Below are 16,805 nucleotides of genomic sequence, written 5' to 3'. Positions count from 1 at the left end.
GGATCAATTTAATTAATATTTCTTAGAAGTCGAAAGAATTCCCCTTATGGCTGATTTCTTGAAGGAAGTGCTTTCACTTGCCGCCTGGTCTATCGGGGCCAAATAAAGCAATGTTTATCCGGATTAAAGCTTGGTTATGTTACCATTTGATAGTATCATAGTCGATATCATCATCCATGAGTTCAAGATTAGATATTTCGCAATTAAGACGCAGGGCTTCGGTGGTTAAGAAGTTCATATATTCTTTGTACTCATCAGAAAATATATTGGCCCTCCTTAAAAGCCTAGGTAGCTTCCTGAATGCATTTTTACCTCCCCGCAACTGGAAGTATTCTGCGTTGATAGCGCGCATGAACTGATAGCTGTAGGGGTTAGCGGAAGTAATACCTTCGGTAATATAGGGAATCAGGGAGTTCGCCCCTACTGTATCATATTTGTTCATGGCCTCTTCCAGCCAATATTCAATTTGGAGTACTACAGCAATATCTAATTTGCTGTTCTCCTGGTAACGCATATTATAACGAAGGGCACCTAAGGAAAATAAAATATGTACCCATGAAATAGACGCACCATAATATTGTATTTCAGAAAAAGAAAAATGGCTATGTTTCCTGTTTAACCTTCGGCCTTCATACGCTTTCCGGAGTTCGTATGAAAATCCGCTTATGAGTTCGTCACGATTTTCAGATCCTTTCACAGCAATTTTATCTTCAGTTCCCCATAGATTTGCGGTAATCCCATATAATGTGGTTAAATCCTCATAGGTACCCCAAATTTCAATACCTAGCCCTCTTTGGGTTGGAACGATGTATAGCATAAATTATTGTTGATTTGCGCCTGCTAATATACTTTTTTATCGGTAAAAATTTCCACCTTAAATAAAATCCCTTTCAGCCAAAAATTTTCCTGATGTTGTCAAAGTAAGGATATTTGATCAGATATTTTTCATCTGTACCTTCTTTTACAAATTCGAATTTAGCATCGATGTATTTGCCTGCAACCAAATTTTCAACGTCCCTAATTGTGAGTGCCCTGTAATTACCATTGTACATATAGATGGTTGGGGCATTAATTACAAAAATACCCCTAACATTAAACGTCAATATATCATGTTTAAATTCAGGCCCGAACTTCATTTGAAAATGCTCCAGAATCACATTTTTATTCTCCTCGGCCCATTTGATTTTCCTGCTAAGCTGTTCTTCATATTTACCTTTAAAATGTGTATAATCCCTTTTCCAGTTATTGTAATCAAAACGGGAACGGTTGTGTTTCGCCTCACAGATGTAGATAAGGGCATTATGAGGATCGATAAAAAGGATATCAATATCTCCTACTGTTTTGCTGATATTTACGTTTGTTTTATTGGCCGTTAAGAAAGATTCAACACCTGTATCAAAAAACAAATTATTCCTGCTTAATATTTCTGCGATAGGTTCTTCCAATATTTTATCATGGGTATTATCCAGGTGATTAACGAACTTAGATATTGCCCTGTATTTCTTCCATTCTTCCGGATAAACACTAAATGGAAAGGCATTTGTAGAGAGAGTCATCATACTTTCCGCCCACTTCAATGGTCGTATCATGTAATACTCCTTATCATCAATGAGCAACTTTATAATTGGCCGGTAAATATATCTGTGTATATCCTGGTTTTTTAAAATACAATCCTGGATGGATAAGGCATTATCGGCGGATAGTGTCAAGCCACTGTAAAAATCTTTTAAAAATTCTTTATCATAACCGAACTGTTTCTGGGTCAGCGCTATAATATTATCTATAAAAGACAACCCGAAACTATATTCCGGCTTACTTAATAAATGGCCAATAAACCCTGTTAGCTTGTCATAATCTATATTGAATTCATCCTGCAATAATTTCTTAAATTCATTTATCGATTGGGAAACCGCAACATGGGAATCATGTTTCGGTATATCAGCTTCAATATATTTCAATAACGTGGGATATGGCTGGTAAGTACTTGTCGTTAGTTCGCCTTTATCAATTGACACCCCCAACATGCCCGGGAATAATTGATTCCTGGCGATATTTTCGCTCATGCTGTAAGCAAACTCCCCCAGATAAAGCAATTCTTCGATCAGGGCATCATATTTTGGATGGTTTATTTTTATATCCTGCATAAAATTTGGGCACCCGATGAGATTTTGCCTGCATCCCTGCTCCATAATTATTTTTAAAATCCTTCTTGAGATGGCAAAGTCACTTTCATTAATTCCAATTGAAATCCTTTCGAGTTGTTTTTGATATAACTCAAGTGATTCTTCATGCAGAAAGCTTACATAAACATAAAAGGCCGATTCTTTAATGGATAAAATTAATTCTTCAAATTTCCCGCAGAAATAATTGAATGCCATCTTCAATAATTCATCAACGTTATCTGAATCCTTTATTTCTGCTGAACCAATCTTTGTCTCAATGATACGCGATATTTCAGTCCAATATTTTTCAGAATAGTTATAATCCGTTGTGATGACCTTTTTACCGAAGGATACAATAATTGCCATAATGGAATGAAGTTTAAATTAAAGAATCTGTCCTTTTTCTATACGATAAATATAAGCAGGTAACTTTTAATTTAAAGGAATAGCCTTTTAAATTGTACGAAAATTATCTGTACCTTTTAACCAACCAGGTGCTGCTAAGGTTACGTTAAAGCCTTCGGCTTACATTAAAGCAATACTTATCTTAGTGTAAACTGTAAAATACATCCCATGAGTGATAACAAATCAAATACAGGAAGCCCGGACCGTGACCGCATCAGCACATCGGAAGACTATGAAGTGCGTTACTGGTCTGAAAAGTTTGGGGTAAGTAAAGACGAACTTATAAATGCAGTAAAAGAATCGGGAAGCAATAGCCCGGACAAAGTTGAAACCTATCTAAAGAAACAAAAGTAACCAGAGGATTGCCGTATGGCAATCCTTTCTGACTAAAGAAACGATTCAGTAATGAATTTACTTAAAATAGCCATCGCGGCTTTTTCAGCAACCAATATAATGACCACCTTTAGCTACCTGCTTTCGGCCAGTTACAAAAAATTGTTCAAAGAGCCCGTAATGATGAATTTTATACTTGAAGGCATTGGTGTTCACCTCAAGGGTAAATGGCATAAGTTAGGAGGCTGGATCGCACATTATGTCATTGGCTTTGCCCTGGTAATTACCTATGAGGCCATCTGGAGGTATACCGACGTAAAATTCGGATTTTTATCCGGGATCCTATTCGGCGTTGTTAGTGGCTTGGTGGGCATCATGTCCTGGAGGGCCATTTACTTAACTTCCATCCATGATGATGTATCACGAAGATCGTACTATATACAATTATTTTTTGGGCATATAATTTTTGCTATCGCCGTAGTTATTGCCTTCCGGATATTCAGGTATGACCCTATTTCAAAAATAGAACCTTATCTTTAGTTCCGTCTATTAATGATTACTGCAAAATTTTATTTATTTTTCCAGTAACTGTATGGTACCGCTGTCGAGGAGGCCTCCAAAATATTTATTGATTACTTCACTAAATAGTGGATCCGTATTTTCCACCATGCTAAAGAGCGTCATTGAAGAATGCAATTTTAGATCGTCAGGATACCCAAAAATATCCGAAGCCGATTTGCCATTTATGGCTAATAGTGCTTTAGTAATTTCGAGAAGGTGTTTGCCAAGTGTGGGGTGTTGCAGGTACGCCGTTGCTTCCGGCAATCCCGTGATACCGAAGTAACGTGCATTTTCGCTGGAACCCAAACCCAAAAGCTGCGGAAATATGTACCACATCCAGTGGCTCTGTTTCTGCCCCATTTTAATTTCGGATAAAGCCTTTAAATATACTTGGTTTTGGGCTTCTAAAAAACGTATTAATTTGTAGTTGTCTTCCATATATGACTGCGAAATTAATTTTTTTGGATGAAGAAATTTCTTAAATTTTGTTAAACTCATCAGCGTTGTTTTACCTGCCTGAAGGTAAGGTTAATCCTTGGCAACATTTCTTTAGCCGACTTAGGTATATGGTGCTCCCAGAAGGTATTGGTAGTACCCGACATAAGCAGCAAAGTACCATGATGCAGCGGTATTTCAACCTGAGCGATTTCCTTGTTGGTCTTATGGCGGAACTTAAAGGGCCTTGTCTGCCCAAAGGTTACCGATGCAATATTAGGGTTGCTTCCAATACGGTGTTCCTTATCGGAATGCCACGCCACACTGTCGTTGCCATTGCGGTACAGGTTTAAAAGAACTGCATTAAATTGCAATCCTGTTTCTTTCTCAACCCGTAAACGCAGCTCTAAAAGCTCCGGTGTCCAGGGCAGCGCATTTTCGCCGGCTTCTTCATGAGTACCGTACCAGGCAACCATACGTGGTGCCGTGACTATTTTATCGTACATCGGCATTTGGTATTCACGCCAGGGTGTATTGTGTAATAGTGAATTATAATATGCATCGGCGGCGTCTTTTGCAATGAAACCATCATAATGCATTAATTCCAGGTCCGGCAGGTCAATATATTTTTTAGATGAAGTGCCGACCGTAAACAGTTCTTTGTCGTCAAAAAGTGTCATCATTCCATTTTTTATTGTTGGAGTTCCATTAAAGTAGCCTGCCGGACAACCTTACCCGGGTATTTGGCAGCAAATGTTGTGATCAGCTGCATGATATAATTGTTGCTTTTATGGGGTGTCACATAGCCTTTAATTTCGGAAGCTTCCGAAATACCAATGTCAGAAGCTATGTATCCCATCCCATAGAAGTGGCCTTTTTCTATCCAAATACAACTGCACTCGTCGGCAGTACGCCCTCTATCAATAATACCGAAACTGGGCCTGCTTTCGGCTATAAAATCAAGTGCATGGTCAATGGAACTATTGTGTTCTGATACGTCGGGCAAATTGCTCAGGTCCCGTACTGCCGATGCTTCCCCTTCGATAGTTCCATAATGGCAAAACCTGTGGTCAATTCCAAACTGCTGCGTAAGTTTGAGCAGCAGGTTCACACCATCATGTTGGGAATGGAACATTTCAATATAGGATTGGTGCTTCGCCAATTTTCCAATCGCTAAATACCGGTAGCCATTACGCGCCTCGTATTCATACAGACCAAATTTTGGGTCATACTTCTTTAGCGCCCTGTTGTGTACCGGCCAAAGCTTTTTAATCTCGCAACATTCCAGAAGCAGCGCCATGAATTCGGTAGCGCAAACCTCGAAAGAGATAGAGTAAATATCCTTTAGGAAATTTTGCCGTTGCGGGGTGATCTTATGGCCGCTGAAATGCTGTGCCACACGTTTCTTTAAATTTTTGGCCTTGCCGACATATACCACCTGCCGCTGCTGGCTGTAAAAATAATACACGCCCGGCTTTTCGGGCAGCTGTTCAAAGTCGTCCGGAGGCAGGTTGGGCGGTAAGCGCTGGTCCTGAGCATTCTTCTTAACCATTTTTCCAATCACATTGTCACTGTCCCATTGTAGTAAAAGGGATAGCAGGATGGCAGTAGCATCAGCGTCGCCCCCGGCACGGTGCCTGTTTTCTAAGAGGATATCGAGCGAGCGGCACAGATTCCCAAGGCTATAGGAAGGTATGCCCGGCCTTATTTTCCTTGCCGCACGGACCGTGCATAATTTTTGCTTTGCTGTCCATTGAAGGCCGGCCCTCCCAAGTTCGTGGCGGACAAACGAGTGGTCGAAGTTCACATTATGCGCCACAAAAATTCGGCCTTCAAGCAACTCCATGACTTTTTCCGCAACCTCTTCAAAGAGGGGTGCATCACGTACCATTTCATTATTGATCCCCGTAAGTGCAACTATGGGCAGCGGTATTTCTTTTTGCGGGTTTACGAGGGTCTCGAAGCGGTCCAGTACGTTCGTCCCGTCATGTATTATAATAGCGATTTCGGTAATGCGGCTGCCACTGGCATTACCGCCTGTGGTCTCAATATCCACAATAGCATATTCCGTTTTCTTCATTTTACGCTTCTATTTTGATTGGACCATTTTATGCCTAGGCAGGTTGATCTCTTGCTCCTGCGGATACGGTTCACGATGGGTCATCGACACATCTTCGCGCAGCCTTTCCTGGGTTTGGGAACTCTCTGCATCACTTTCCCTATAGCGGGGGTCCGGTATAAAAGGCATCTTTTCCATTTTGGATATGGTAATGGTCGGGAAATGATAATCTACTTCCACGGTGCCAAGCAGCAGGTAACAGCCTCCACCTTTAAATGGGTACGATTTAAGGGTTCCTGTGAAGTGTGCCGTATCGAAGAATTCTCCATTGGCATCGATCCATGTCCCGAAATACATGGCACCCATTTTTGTGGGCACATGCTTGCGCGATACCAGATAGGCCAGCATCTTCACCTGTTTCTTGTGGTGCTGTACAAGGTCGCATGCCTTAACGTCTCCACGGTAAGAAGTCTTCAGCAGGTTAAAGGGTGTAACCGACACCGGAAAACCCAGCAGTTCAATCTCATCGAAGGCATCTTCATAAGGCGAACGCAAGAGCATCGGCAGTTCGTAGTGCTGTACGGCATACGGGAACAGCATTGGCCCGATACTTTTCGGGGTGAACCGCAGCATGATCCTTCGGGCGGTCACCAGCAATTCATTCTTGGTTTTTCCTGTAAAACGGAATGCACCGATATAGATCAGCAGCTGCACCCCTTCAATACCGATAGGTATCCGGTAGATAAACTCCTCCAATGAAGCATATTCACCGTGCTCCTCCCGCTCCGTAACAATGTTTTGTGCTACTTCTTTTTGCAGTCCCTGGAGGTGCATGAAGCCCAGGTACACATTCTTTCCATATAACGTGGTTTCAATCTCGCTTTTGTTCACGCAGGGATTGTGTATCATGGCGCCGGACATCCGCGCCTCATGCACATATACTTCGGTACGGTAAAAACCGCCCTGGTTATTGATCACGGCTACCATAAATTCAATAGGGTAATGTACTTTAAGGTAAAGGCTTTGATAGCTTTCTACGGCATATGAGGCCGAGTGCGCCTTACAAAATGAGTAGCCGGCAAAGGATTCGATCTGGCGGTAGATTTCTGTACTTAGCTGTTCGGGATGTCCCTGCCGGGCACAGCACTCAAAAAAATGATCCTTTACCCGTTGAAGTGCTTCTTTAGAGCGCCCCTTACCGCTCATGGCTCGTCGCAGGATGTCCCCGTCGGCTGCAGGAAGCCCGCCATAGTGCAGGGCAATCTTGATGACGTCTTCCTGATACACCATAATACCATACGTCTCGCCCAGCTGCTCTTCAAAAACCGGATGAAAATACTCAAACTTATCAGGATAGTTATGACGGAAAATATATTCCTTCATCATCCCGCTTTGTGCTACCCCGGGGCGTATGATCGAAGAAGCTGCTACGAGTACCTTATAGTTGTCGCATTTTAGGCGACGCAACAGCCCCCGCATGGCAGGGCTTTCGATATAGAAGCAGCCGATGGTGTTGCCACGCCCTAAGTACTCGTTGCAGGTGGCTTCATCTTTTGAAATGGAAGTGTCCCTGATATTCACATCAATGCCCCGGTTCTTTTTAACCAGTTTTGCGGCATCATCGATATGGCCGATACCCCTCTGGGAGAGGATATCAAATTTCTCAAAGCCAATTTCCTCAGCAACATGCATATCAAATTGTACGATGGGAAAACCTTTCGGGGGCATTTCGAGTGCCGTAAAATCGGTTATCGGGTCTTCGGAAATGATGATACCACAGGAATGCATCGAGCGTTGGTTGGGGTATTTTTCCATCATCATCCCGTATTTGTGTATCTGCCTGACGATCTCGTTTCTATCGTGCTGGTCCATCGAAGTCCCTGAGAGTTTGTCGAGCTCTTCCTTGGGGCGGCCAAAGACCTTACCCACCTCACGAAAAATTGACTTGTATTTGAATTCCACGTTGGTGCCGCAAAAAGCCACGTGTTCGCGCCCGTAACGGGTAAAAATGTATTCGAGTATCGTATCGCGCTCTTTCCACGACCAGTCGATATCAAAGTCCGGTGGGCTTTTACGGTTCAGGTTCAGGAAACGCTCAAAATACAGGTCGAGTTCCAAGGGGCAGATATCGGTAATGCCCAGGCAGTAGGCAATGATGCTGTTCGCACCGCTGCCGCGCCCGATATGGAGGAATCCCATCGAATTGCTATAGCGTATAATGTCCCATGTAATGAGGAAGTACCCGCTGAATTCAAGCTCGTGAATCACCTTAAGTTCTTTTTCAATACGTTCCTGTGCATCACGGTTGCCAATGCCATATCTCTTAATTAGGCCTTGTTGTGCCAGGCGGGTCAGGAGTTGCAGGTCGGTATCCCGGTTTGCGGTATAATGCTTTTTATTGCGCGGCACTTTGAATTCGTATTCAAAATGGCAGCTGTCCATTATTCTTTTTGTATTAGCAACAATGGTGGGATACTGGCTGTAGTTGGCAAGCAGCTCGCTTTCAGGTACCATTACTTCGCCCGGGGTACAATAATCCGTAGCGGTAAGTTTACTCCCCAGGGTATTGAGGTCAATGGCTCGAAGGATACGGTGCAGGTTGTATTCCGGTTTGTCGCGAAACGTAACAGGATGCAATACAACCATTTTATCCAGCTTTGATTTCCTTTCAGGGCGTATGAGCAAAGAAAAATTTTCAGGCCGAATGCCTATGTATTCATTATCCCGCAGCACCTCAGGGATGTTTTCACTGGGATATATTACAATGACATTTTCGAAGTCCGGGGCGACAAGTGGCAACGCCGTACCGGCAAGGTTGTGCTGGGTGCGTAGGCGGTTGATCTCCCCAAGGCCTGTGCGGTTTTTTGCCAGCGTGATATAATGCAGCCTGTTGTCCTGGCGCAGTTCCATACCGACGATAGCCCTGATGCCTGCTTCATTACACAGACGGTAAAATTCATAGATACCGGTCACGGTATTGATATCGGTAAGTGCCATAGCCGTCACCCCACAGGCGGCTGCAAGCGGTATAAGGTCTGCTACCGGAATGGTCCCGTAGCGCAGGCTGTGAAAGGAATGGCAGTTGAGGTACATTTTAAAGGGCTTTAGGTTTCAGGAACGCACCATTGCAGCGCATCACGGCATTGGCTCCAAAACGGTTCTTGATCTTGTCCATTGCCTGGTAAAGCGACATTAATTCCACGGTATCTTCAAACATATTGATCTGGTAGGTACCGCGTACCAGCCCACTGAAACTCACGCCGACCATGCGCAGGCTCATGCGGCGATGGAAGAGCTTTTTAAAAAGTTCCAGTACAGTCTTTGTAAGGGTATGGTCGGCAGAAGTATACGGAATAGTACACTGCTTAAATTCTGTGTCAAAATTGGAATACCGGATCTTCACTGTTACCGTTGATGTCAGCCAGTTTTCTTGGCGAAGCTGGTAGGCCAGGGACTCTACCATGCCGCATAAGACAGCGCGCAGGAAGTGTATATCGGTAGTATCCTGGTGAAAGGTGTCTTCGGTGGACAGGGATTTGCGCTCACGGTGGGGTTCTACCGGCCGGATATCGATCCCGTTGGCTTTTTTCCAAAGTTCCAGCCCGTTCATCCCAATCATTTCCTGCAGCACCTGCGCGGGCATTTCGGCAAGGGTCTGTATGTTTCGAATACCGATACGGGATAATAATGTAAAGGTAGCATTGCCTACCATCGGGATCTTACGGATGGAAAGTGGGTTGAGGAATTGTCGTACCTGCATGGCGGTAATCTCAAGGTTGCCTTTGGGCTTGCCCTCCCCGGTAGCTATCTTGGAAACGGTCTTATTCACCGATAACGCAAAACTTATCGGTAGCCCCGTTTCATGGGTCACTCTTGCTGCCAGCTCATTGGTCCATTTGTAGGCACCGTGGAACCGATCCATCCCGGTGATGTCGAGGTAGTGCTCGTCGATGGAAGCTTTTTCCACAATGGGGGCTTTTTCCTCAATGATCTCGGTAACAGTATTGGAATAGCGAGAAAATAATTCCATATCGCCCTTTACTATTTTTGCTTCAGGGCAAAGTTTTAGTGCCATTTTAGTTGGCATTGCCGAGCGTACGCCAAACCTGCGCGCTTCATACGAGCAGGAAGCAACCACACCACGGTCGCCACCACCTACAATCAGTGGAATCCCCTCCATTTCAGGGTGTTGAAGCCTCATGCAGGATACGAAGAATGTATCCAGGTCCATATGTACGATTGCCCTTTCCATAATCACTGCATTAATAATACATTGCAAAATTAGACCAGATTGTAACAAATTAAATTATATTTGCTGTTCCAATTTGTAACAATTAATACTATGTCTTTATTTTCCGACAACATCAGGTACTTAAGGAGCCAAAAGAATATTTCCCAGGAAAAGCTTGCTGACGAGCTTCTGATTTCGCGTGGAGCCTATGTTAAATACGAGTCCGGACGCTCCGAAGCCCCTTATGCACTCCTGCAGCGCATCGCCCATTATTACCATATCAGTATTGACCTGTTGCTGTCGGTAGATGTGCGTAAAGTGCCTGTCGAAGACCTGCTACAACTGGCGGGCAACCGTATATTATTGCCAATCACAGTGGATAAGGATGGGGAGAATATTATTGAGGTCATACCGCACAAAGCAAAAGCGGGTTACACCAGCGGATATAGTGACCCTGAGTTTATCGAGAAGTTGCAACAGATCTCGCTACCGTTTTTACGTGCCGGCAAATACCGCGCATTCCCGGTTTCAGGTGATTCCATGCCCCCGCATAAAGACGGTTCTTTTATCGTTGGGAGGTATGTGGAACAGCTTGGGGATGTAATGGACGGGCGGACGTACGTACTGCTCACCAAAAGCGAGGGCATTGTCTATAAGCGCCTCAACCGCAATGGCAATAACCGCCTGATGCTCCAGTCGAACAATTCATTTTACAAACCTTACGAGATACGGGTCTCCGAAGTGCTGGAGATTTGGGAGTATGCCTGCAGTATCGAGACAACAGAATTCGAAGCCGACGACTTAAGTTTTGATTCAATCCGTGGTATGTTTCTCGAACTACGCAATGAAATTCGAAAAACAAAGATATAATCCTTTAAGAGAAAAATTATCATGCTTTACTAAGAACAAGAATTTTTTCCTCTATGCACATATTTCCTAGTACATATAAGATTTCCATATCTTCTTTGGGATTGTAATCAAGATTAAGTTCACAAAATAGTATAAGCCATGCTAAAAAACGTAATGAAATAACAATATCAGCATTTATAAGATTTTGAAATTCGGCCTCATAGTTAGGATAAATTGAAACGCTATGTATTCCGCTTTCAATTTTAGTTGATAGTAGGGCACTTATATCCATTGTGCCGAAATGTGCTATTTCTGACAATGTCGGATATAAAAACTTACCAAGATTCCCTAAAATATTTCTAACATTAGGTGTTTTCTTAGACAGTTTAATAATGGTATTTTTATCCAGTTCGTATATCCGTGTAAGGTTTTCAAGATTCTTCCGGCACAAAGTCATGGCTTCCACTCCATGACCTTCAAATAATAAGCGGTGCAACAGAAAATGCGTACGAATAAAGGAGGCGGATAAAGCAATTTGATATCCTTTTTCAAAAGTTGGGTGTTTGATAGATGTCCTTAGCGTTCCTGCAATCTTACTTATCAGGCCATTAAGAAACAGGCGGATATCCTTTAGTGCCTGAGTTTCCCCATCAAAATATTTTTTTTTTGATGATATTTCAGCTTTATCTATCATCGCTTCAAATTGCCCAAGTGATGAGAGAAGCTCTTCAATAGTATTTTGATTCATAATAATCATTATTTAACGCCCTATTAAAGCTTGTTACGAAGTTAGAAAGATAATCATTGAACCTTTATTTTCAGAGTTTGTAAATGTATTTAATCAATAGAAATTATAAGCCACATACCAATAGTACTAGAACTTAGTTTTAAGGCCCCACTATTATGAGTGAAAAAACCAGTATCTCCGAAGTTCAGACAATATAAAAGAACAAGATGAGCCTAAAGGCTTTCTCTTTATTGCGCTGAAATCTGAGGATCCCTATTTGAAATAATTTTATTAATTTCCAATTCTGCGGAACGGAGTTTTTCCCTGCAGAATTCAACCAACTCGGAAGCTCGCTTGACTTTATCTGCTAACACATCTACCGTTATTATCTCGTTTTCGATTTCCTTAGTTATTTGCTCCAGCTCATTATAAGCTTTCTCATAAGTCATTCCCTCTTCCATTATATCCGTTTTTTTCTTTTATTGTTGACCGTATTATATTGTCGTAAAATACAACATCTATATCATCACCCGGTTCAAGGCTGCCTGCATTATAGACTATTTTATCACTTTTCATTATAATTGCATAGCCCTTCTTTAATATATTTCCAGGAGACATGATACGGATAGCTGTTTCAAAATTCGCTAGTTTTTCATCCTGCTCTTTTAAACAGGCATCTGTATATATTTTTATATTCTTCTCTATGTTCTTAATTTCATTTTTCCTGTCTTTAAGCAGAAGCTGTGGCCTGACAGTAAGTATGGCGGAGATCTGTAACAGTTTTTTCTGTTGGCTAAAGATAATGGATTTTGCCCTTTCAGCTATCTTATGGTTCAGTGTAATGAGCCTGTCCTTTTGTCTGGCTGATGAATTGCGAGAACTTTCTATAACACCATAGTTAAGCACGGTCAATTTTTGCTGGGCAACAGCAATTAACTGTTGTGAGCGCATGACCACGTTTTTCTGGAATGTAACCATCTTTTCCTCAAAATTTCTATTGTAAGCAATAATAAATTCTGCTGCCTTCGTCGGCGTTTTAGTCTGAGTATGTACCATTAAGTCGGTAAGGGTCTCATTTTTCTGATGCCCTATACCGGTGATTATCGGAATGGGGAACTTCGCTACAGTGCGTGCAATTCGATAATTATCAAAGATAAGGAAATCAGTCTGTGCACCGCCACCGCGTACAATTACTACTGCATCGTAGGCAACTCCGGAATTATACACGGCTACCAGCTTATCCACAAATTGCTGTACATTTTTTTCACCCTGCACTCCGGCAAAGTAATCATCCACCTGATAGGTATAACCGTAATCGTTATTGTCAAGGGTGTGCCTGAAATCTTCACTACCGGCTGATATTGATGACGAAATCAGCGCTATACGCTGCAGAACGGGATTCAGCCTGAGTTCATTATTATCTGTAAGGTAGCCGTCCCCAATCTTTTTAATAAATTTATTACGCAGCACCAGCATTTCAAGGGTCGCTTTGCGCTGTTGTTCCAGCAAGCCCAGGGTAAAATTGGGGTCAATATTTAGGAGCGTTACAGATAGCCCGTACTGGGCATGGTATTCAATGCTTACCAGTATAAGTACCTGGATATTATTAGTAAAACGCTGCCCAGTTACATTTTCAAAATCCTTAATCTTCACAGCACTGGTACCCCATGCCTTCCCGGCTATTTTGGCTACAATAGCATGAGAATTTCCATCTTTCTCTACCAGATCAAAATTATGGAAATTCTTCGCTTCTTTATACGAATGGTTAGTTACATCTGCGATTACCCAATAGCTTTTATTACGGAATGCCACCTCTATGGCATCTGTAATCAGGGTGCTCAGCTGCGAAAGCTTTATGGGGTTACTAAATTGTGACACTGGCCATTCAGGTTATAAAACAAATTTAGCATTATTAATGTAATGGCCAAGCTATAATACATGCATGATAACGACAGAAAGGCAAATGGTTATCCCAACCTGTTTCTATCCATCCTTTCTTTAGCCTGAATTAAAATACTATGTATCTTTCGCTCCAGTTCTTTTTTAGATGGAAGTTCCGTCCAGTATTCTGCCACCATTATCCCATCTTTATGCATCTCCAGTAACTCCACCTGCTCCCGGCTGCTTTCAGCGCAAAGTATGAGCCCAATAGGTGCACCTTCCCCATCTGCCTTTTCGTAGCGGTCCAGCCATTTCAAATAGAGCTCCATCTGTCCTTTATGCTTTGCCTGGAATTTGCCCAGCTTTAATTCCACTGCCACGAGCCGCTTAAGTATGCGGTGATAGAATAACAGGTCCAGATGAAAATCCTCCCCATCAATGATCATCCGTTTCTGGCGTTCCACAAAAGCAAAGCCCTTACCTAATTCTAATATAAAACTTTCCAGTTCCCTGAGGATTGCCTGCTCCAGGTCTTTCTCAAGATAGGTGTCCTGCAACCCTAAAAAATCCAGAAAGTAGGGGTCTTTAAAATTGTTATGGATACCGGGGTTGTTGCTTACATTTTGTAAGTTGGCAATAGCAGTGCGCTCAAAATCTTTTGAAGCAATCTTTTTGCGCAGGTCACGTATCCCCAAAACTTCATTCGCGGCAACCTGGGCATAATACCATTGCGCTTCCTGGGTTTTTAAAGGCAGCAATTCCACAAAGTGGGACCAGCTCAAATGCCGTGATAATGTCATTAACACCTGCTCATCAGGAAACTTTTCGGCAAACTGTAGCATACGCCTTAAATTTCGCAATTCAAAATTCCTACCATACTGCGCCTTCAATTGTGTCGACAGTGTCGACACAATCTGTTTTGAATATTCAGCCCTCTTATATTGCAGGATCTCGCGATTAATACGGCTGCCGACATGCCAAAAAAGCATGGTCAGAGTACTGTTTGCCTGTGCCACCAGACTGCCCTGGCTTTGCTCAATAAGGAAAGATAACTCTTTGAAAAGGCTGTCTTCATTGGTGTCTGTAGCTACTATATCTTTAATTGCCATGATACGATTGATTATATGTAAAAGTAGATTAATAATTAAGATCTTTAAAAACCCAGCCTTACTTTTTGATTACCAGGTATGCGAAGGCAGGGTCACTTAACAGGCGGTTTATTTCAGAATGTGTGATATCCTGTATGTCCTGCTTGATCTGCAGATAATTCTTTTGCACCATCGAATTATCAATCTTGCGTATCACTTCAATTTCTTTGTAGCTATCTTCTTCCTCTTTGAGGGCTTTATGGTCGTTGAGAATCTCACAGTGAAACGTTTTAAGCTCAATCTTATTTTCAGGGTCATCGGCAACCATGCCGACAAATTCCCCTGAACTTAAGGATGAAATTTTTGAGGGTGGCACCGCCGATTCCAATTGTTTTGAACGGCTTATCGAGGTGTCACCACTATTGATCGAGAGGCTTTCCCTGTCCTGCATAATCTTACCAAAACGCTCTGACAATTGTTTGGCGGTATCACCGGTTACCTGCCCGCTGGCAATGTTCCCTACAATATTAATAATCACATCGGCCTGCTCACGCCCGTAGTCTTTACGCAGCTGGCTGAAGTCTTGGATACCGAGGCAGGTCGAGACTTTATTGCTACGGGCTGTCGCAATTAGGCTGTCCATATTGTTTAAATAGATGGTCGGGAATTCGTCAAAAATCAGGCTGCTTTTCTGCTTTCCTTTTTTGTTTACCTGCTTTACCAAGCGGGTAACATACAAGGATAAAACGGCTCCATAGATCTGGATTTTCTGGGGGTTATTGCCCATGCAAACAATTTTAGGGTCATCCGGGTTATTGATGTCCAGTGTAAACTCATTCCCTGATAGTACATAATATAGCTGTGGTGATGACAACCTTGCCATGGCTACTTTAGCAGAGGCGATTTGTCCCTCCAGCTGCTCCATAACGTCATTAAGATACGCATTGACAAAGGGATTGATGAGCACTTCAATTTCTTTTTCGGTACGGAGTAATGTAAAGAGGCTGTCATAATCCGCCTGCATCAGTTCAATAACATGGGGAAGGGTACAGAACTCCCCATCCTTATATTTTTTCAGGTACCATATTATGGCGGTAACAAAATTAATGGGAGATTCTACAAAGAAGTCTCCCTGTTTTTTTATCCATTCCCTATTGAGCCCCATCAAGATCGTACGGGCTGACTCTGCCGCGTCCGTAATATCGGTCATGGCTGAAGGTTCTAACGGGTTACAGCGGTTCGTACGAGACAAGTCGTCAAAATTAATAACGTAGAACTTCGGTGGCTTAGGATACAGGTGTTTGTACTTAAGCCAGGTATTGTATGCGATCCGCGAGAGGTCATCAAACTTAAAATCATACACGAACATTGTAAACCCTTTGCGGATGTGCTGGGTAATGACGTGGCGGATCAGGAAATACGATTTACCGGAACCGGGCGTACCTGATACCAGTATCCCACGGAATGGGTTGATGATATTAATCCAGCTTTGCCGTACCTTGTCTTTAAGGTAATAGCGGGCCGGCAGGTTAATGGAATATTCATTTTCCAAAAGCCGCTCTTCCTGTGGAAAAGTCTCATTCTCTTTGTTGAAAATATCTTTGTTGTTAAGCCTGTCCTTTATAATGCGGGAGAGCAGTGTGCCCCCGGTCAGCACCAATAAAAAACCGACACCGGTAACACACATATAGGTTGTTGCTACCCAGATAATTTTAAAGGGCAACAGCAGTGCAAGGTAGCCTGCAAAATACAAAAGCATACCTGTAATAATGTATGTAAAGGCGGCCTTGTAACTTAATTTCTCATCCTTGCGCCCCTTCGCACCCAATAAAGAGATAGCCAAAAAGGCTAAGGCAAATAACTTTGATTTGTGAAAATTACTGTATAATCCTGTATTGCGAACATTGCCCAGAATTTTATCACTGAAGCCGCTAATTACTCCCCACTGCTCAAATGCAGCATAACAGTAATAATAAAAATGCAGTGCCAGTATGACAATACTGATCAGCCTGGTCATGTCAAGAATTTTCCTTAGTGCCTGTTCATTTTCTCCGGTTTGCATTGCCATGATGAT

At 42.6% G+C, this 16,805-nt stretch carries 15 protein-coding genes; 3 read left to right on the top strand and 12 right to left on the bottom strand.

Annotated elements, in window-relative coordinates; genetic code table 11:
* Positions 1-139 precede the first annotated feature (139 nt).
* Positions 140-817, bottom strand: a complete 678-nt coding sequence (locus G509_RS0112215) for a DUF6904 family protein (RefSeq protein ID WP_026991792.1) — start codon at positions 815-817, stop codon at positions 140-142.
* A gap of 73 nt (positions 818-890) precedes the next feature.
* Positions 891-2,528 carry a hypothetical protein gene (locus G509_RS0112210; RefSeq protein WP_026991791.1) on the bottom strand — a complete coding sequence of 546 codons (1,638 nt, stop codon included), beginning with the start codon at positions 2,526-2,528 and terminating at the stop codon, positions 891-893.
* A gap of 207 nt (positions 2,529-2,735) precedes the next feature.
* Between G509_RS0112210 and G509_RS0112205 the strand changes: the two genes are divergently transcribed.
* A complete protein-coding gene (locus G509_RS0112205; protein ID WP_026991790.1) occupies positions 2,736-2,921 on the top strand; it encodes a DUF3606 domain-containing protein in 186 nt (61 codons plus the stop codon).
* A gap of 99 nt (positions 2,922-3,020) precedes the next feature.
* On the top strand, positions 3,021-3,440 hold the full coding sequence (locus tag G509_RS22030) for a hypothetical protein (RefSeq protein WP_051200189.1): 420 nt from the start codon (positions 3,021-3,023) through the stop codon (positions 3,438-3,440).
* 33 nt (positions 3,441-3,473) lie between these two features.
* Here the strand turns inward: G509_RS22030 and G509_RS0112195 are convergent, their stop codons facing one another.
* Genes G509_RS0112195 through dinB form a run of 5 tightly spaced genes read right to left on the bottom strand, consistent with a single transcriptional unit; the run spans position 3,474 to position 10,207 of the window.
* Positions 3,474-3,899 carry a DUF1810 domain-containing protein gene (locus tag G509_RS0112195; RefSeq protein ID WP_026991789.1) on the bottom strand — a complete coding sequence of 142 codons (426 nt, stop codon included), beginning with the start codon at positions 3,897-3,899 and terminating at the stop codon, positions 3,474-3,476.
* A 59-nt stretch (positions 3,900-3,958) separates the two neighbouring features.
* The gene (locus tag G509_RS0112190) at positions 3,959-4,579 is read right to left on the bottom strand and encodes an alpha-ketoglutarate-dependent dioxygenase AlkB family protein (protein WP_316931104.1); all 621 of its coding nucleotides are present in this window, start codon (positions 4,577-4,579) and stop codon (positions 3,959-3,961) included.
* Positions 4,580-4,587: 8 nt separating this feature from the next.
* The gene (locus tag G509_RS0112185; protein WP_026991787.1) at positions 4,588-5,976 is read right to left on the bottom strand and encodes an exonuclease domain-containing protein; all 1,389 of its coding nucleotides are present in this window, start codon (positions 5,974-5,976) and stop codon (positions 4,588-4,590) included.
* A gap of 9 nt (positions 5,977-5,985) precedes the next feature.
* A complete protein-coding gene (locus G509_RS0112180; RefSeq protein WP_026991786.1) occupies positions 5,986-9,048 on the bottom strand; it encodes a DNA polymerase III subunit alpha in 3,063 nt (1,020 codons plus the stop codon).
* 1 nt (position 9,049) lies between these two features.
* Complete coding sequence (gene dinB / locus G509_RS0112175; RefSeq protein WP_035738923.1) at positions 9,050-10,207, bottom strand: DNA polymerase IV; 1,158 nt, start codon at positions 10,205-10,207, stop codon at positions 9,050-9,052.
* Positions 10,208-10,297: 90 nt separating this feature from the next.
* Between dinB and G509_RS0112170 the strand changes: the two genes are divergently transcribed.
* Entirely contained in the window at positions 10,298-11,056 is a 759-nt protein-coding gene (locus G509_RS0112170) for an XRE family transcriptional regulator (protein ID WP_026991784.1), read from the top strand.
* 19 nt (positions 11,057-11,075) lie between these two features.
* Here the strand turns inward: G509_RS0112170 and G509_RS0112165 are convergent, their stop codons facing one another.
* From G509_RS0112165 to mobC, 5 genes are all read right to left on the bottom strand, one after another.
* Positions 11,076-11,783: a hypothetical protein gene (locus G509_RS0112165; protein ID WP_131450714.1), complete on the bottom strand. Its 708-nt coding sequence runs from the start codon at positions 11,781-11,783 to the stop codon at positions 11,076-11,078.
* Between the two features lie 227 nt (positions 11,784-12,010).
* Positions 12,011-12,223 carry an exodeoxyribonuclease VII small subunit gene (gene xseB, locus G509_RS0112160; protein WP_026991782.1) on the bottom strand — a complete coding sequence of 71 codons (213 nt, stop codon included), beginning with the start codon at positions 12,221-12,223 and terminating at the stop codon, positions 12,011-12,013.
* Positions 12,201-13,640, bottom strand: a complete 1,440-nt coding sequence (gene xseA, locus G509_RS0112155) for an exodeoxyribonuclease VII large subunit (RefSeq protein ID WP_026991781.1) — start codon at positions 13,638-13,640, stop codon at positions 12,201-12,203. The genes xseB and xseA overlap by 23 nt, the downstream gene beginning before the upstream one ends.
* A gap of 89 nt (positions 13,641-13,729) precedes the next feature.
* Positions 13,730-14,752 carry a PDDEXK nuclease domain-containing protein gene (locus G509_RS0112150; RefSeq protein WP_026991780.1) on the bottom strand — a complete coding sequence of 341 codons (1,023 nt, stop codon included), beginning with the start codon at positions 14,750-14,752 and terminating at the stop codon, positions 13,730-13,732.
* A 58-nt stretch (positions 14,753-14,810) separates the two neighbouring features.
* Positions 14,811-16,793, bottom strand: coding sequence for a conjugal transfer protein MobC (mobC, locus tag G509_RS0112145; protein WP_026991779.1), 1,983 nt, complete (start codon positions 16,791-16,793; stop codon positions 14,811-14,813).
* Positions 16,794-16,805 lie beyond the last annotated feature (12 nt).

This window comes from Flavobacterium subsaxonicum WB 4.1-42 = DSM 21790, from assembly GCF_000422725.1.
Classification (GTDB): domain Bacteria; phylum Bacteroidota; class Bacteroidia; order Flavobacteriales; family Flavobacteriaceae; genus Flavobacterium; species Flavobacterium subsaxonicum.
This window is presented reverse-complemented; position numbering and strand designations above follow the sequence as displayed.

What these genes read in the sequence shown, in the direction of transcription:
- G509_RS22030 (WP_051200189.1), top strand. Translation starts at nt 3,021, where the DNA reads ATGACCACCTTTAGCTACCTGCTTTCGGCCAGTTACAAAAAATTGTTC.
- xseB (WP_026991782.1), bottom strand. Translation starts at nt 12,223, where the DNA reads ATGGAAGAGGGAATGACTTATGAGAAAGCTTATAATGAGCTGGAGCAA.
- G509_RS0112165 (WP_131450714.1), bottom strand. Translation starts at nt 11,783, where the DNA reads ATGAATCAAAATACTATTGAAGAGCTTCTCTCATCACTTGGGCAATTT.
- G509_RS0112215 (WP_026991792.1), bottom strand. Translation starts at nt 817, where the DNA reads ATGCTATACATCGTTCCAACCCAAAGAGGGCTAGGTATTGAAATTTGG.
- G509_RS0112205 (WP_026991790.1), top strand. Translation starts at nt 2,736, where the DNA reads ATGAGTGATAACAAATCAAATACAGGAAGCCCGGACCGTGACCGCATC.
- dinB (WP_035738923.1), bottom strand. Translation starts at nt 10,207, where the DNA reads ATGGAAAGGGCAATCGTACATATGGACCTGGATACATTCTTCGTATCC.
- G509_RS0112190 (WP_316931104.1), bottom strand. Translation starts at nt 4,579, where the DNA reads ATGATGACACTTTTTGACGACAAAGAACTGTTTACGGTCGGCACTTCA.
- mobC (WP_026991779.1), bottom strand. Translation starts at nt 16,793, where the DNA reads ATGCAAACCGGAGAAAATGAACAGGCACTAAGGAAAATTCTTGACATG.
- G509_RS0112185 (WP_026991787.1), bottom strand. Translation starts at nt 5,976, where the DNA reads ATGAAGAAAACGGAATATGCTATTGTGGATATTGAGACCACAGGCGGT.
- G509_RS0112150 (WP_026991780.1), bottom strand. Translation starts at nt 14,752, where the DNA reads ATGGCAATTAAAGATATAGTAGCTACAGACACCAATGAAGACAGCCTT.
- G509_RS0112180 (WP_026991786.1), bottom strand. Translation starts at nt 9,048, where the DNA reads ATGTACCTCAACTGCCATTCCTTTCACAGCCTGCGCTACGGGACCATT.
- G509_RS0112170 (WP_026991784.1), top strand. Translation starts at nt 10,298, where the DNA reads ATGTCTTTATTTTCCGACAACATCAGGTACTTAAGGAGCCAAAAGAAT.
- G509_RS0112195 (WP_026991789.1), bottom strand. Translation starts at nt 3,899, where the DNA reads ATGGAAGACAACTACAAATTAATACGTTTTTTAGAAGCCCAAAACCAA.
- G509_RS0112210 (WP_026991791.1), bottom strand. Translation starts at nt 2,528, where the DNA reads ATGGCAATTATTGTATCCTTCGGTAAAAAGGTCATCACAACGGATTAT.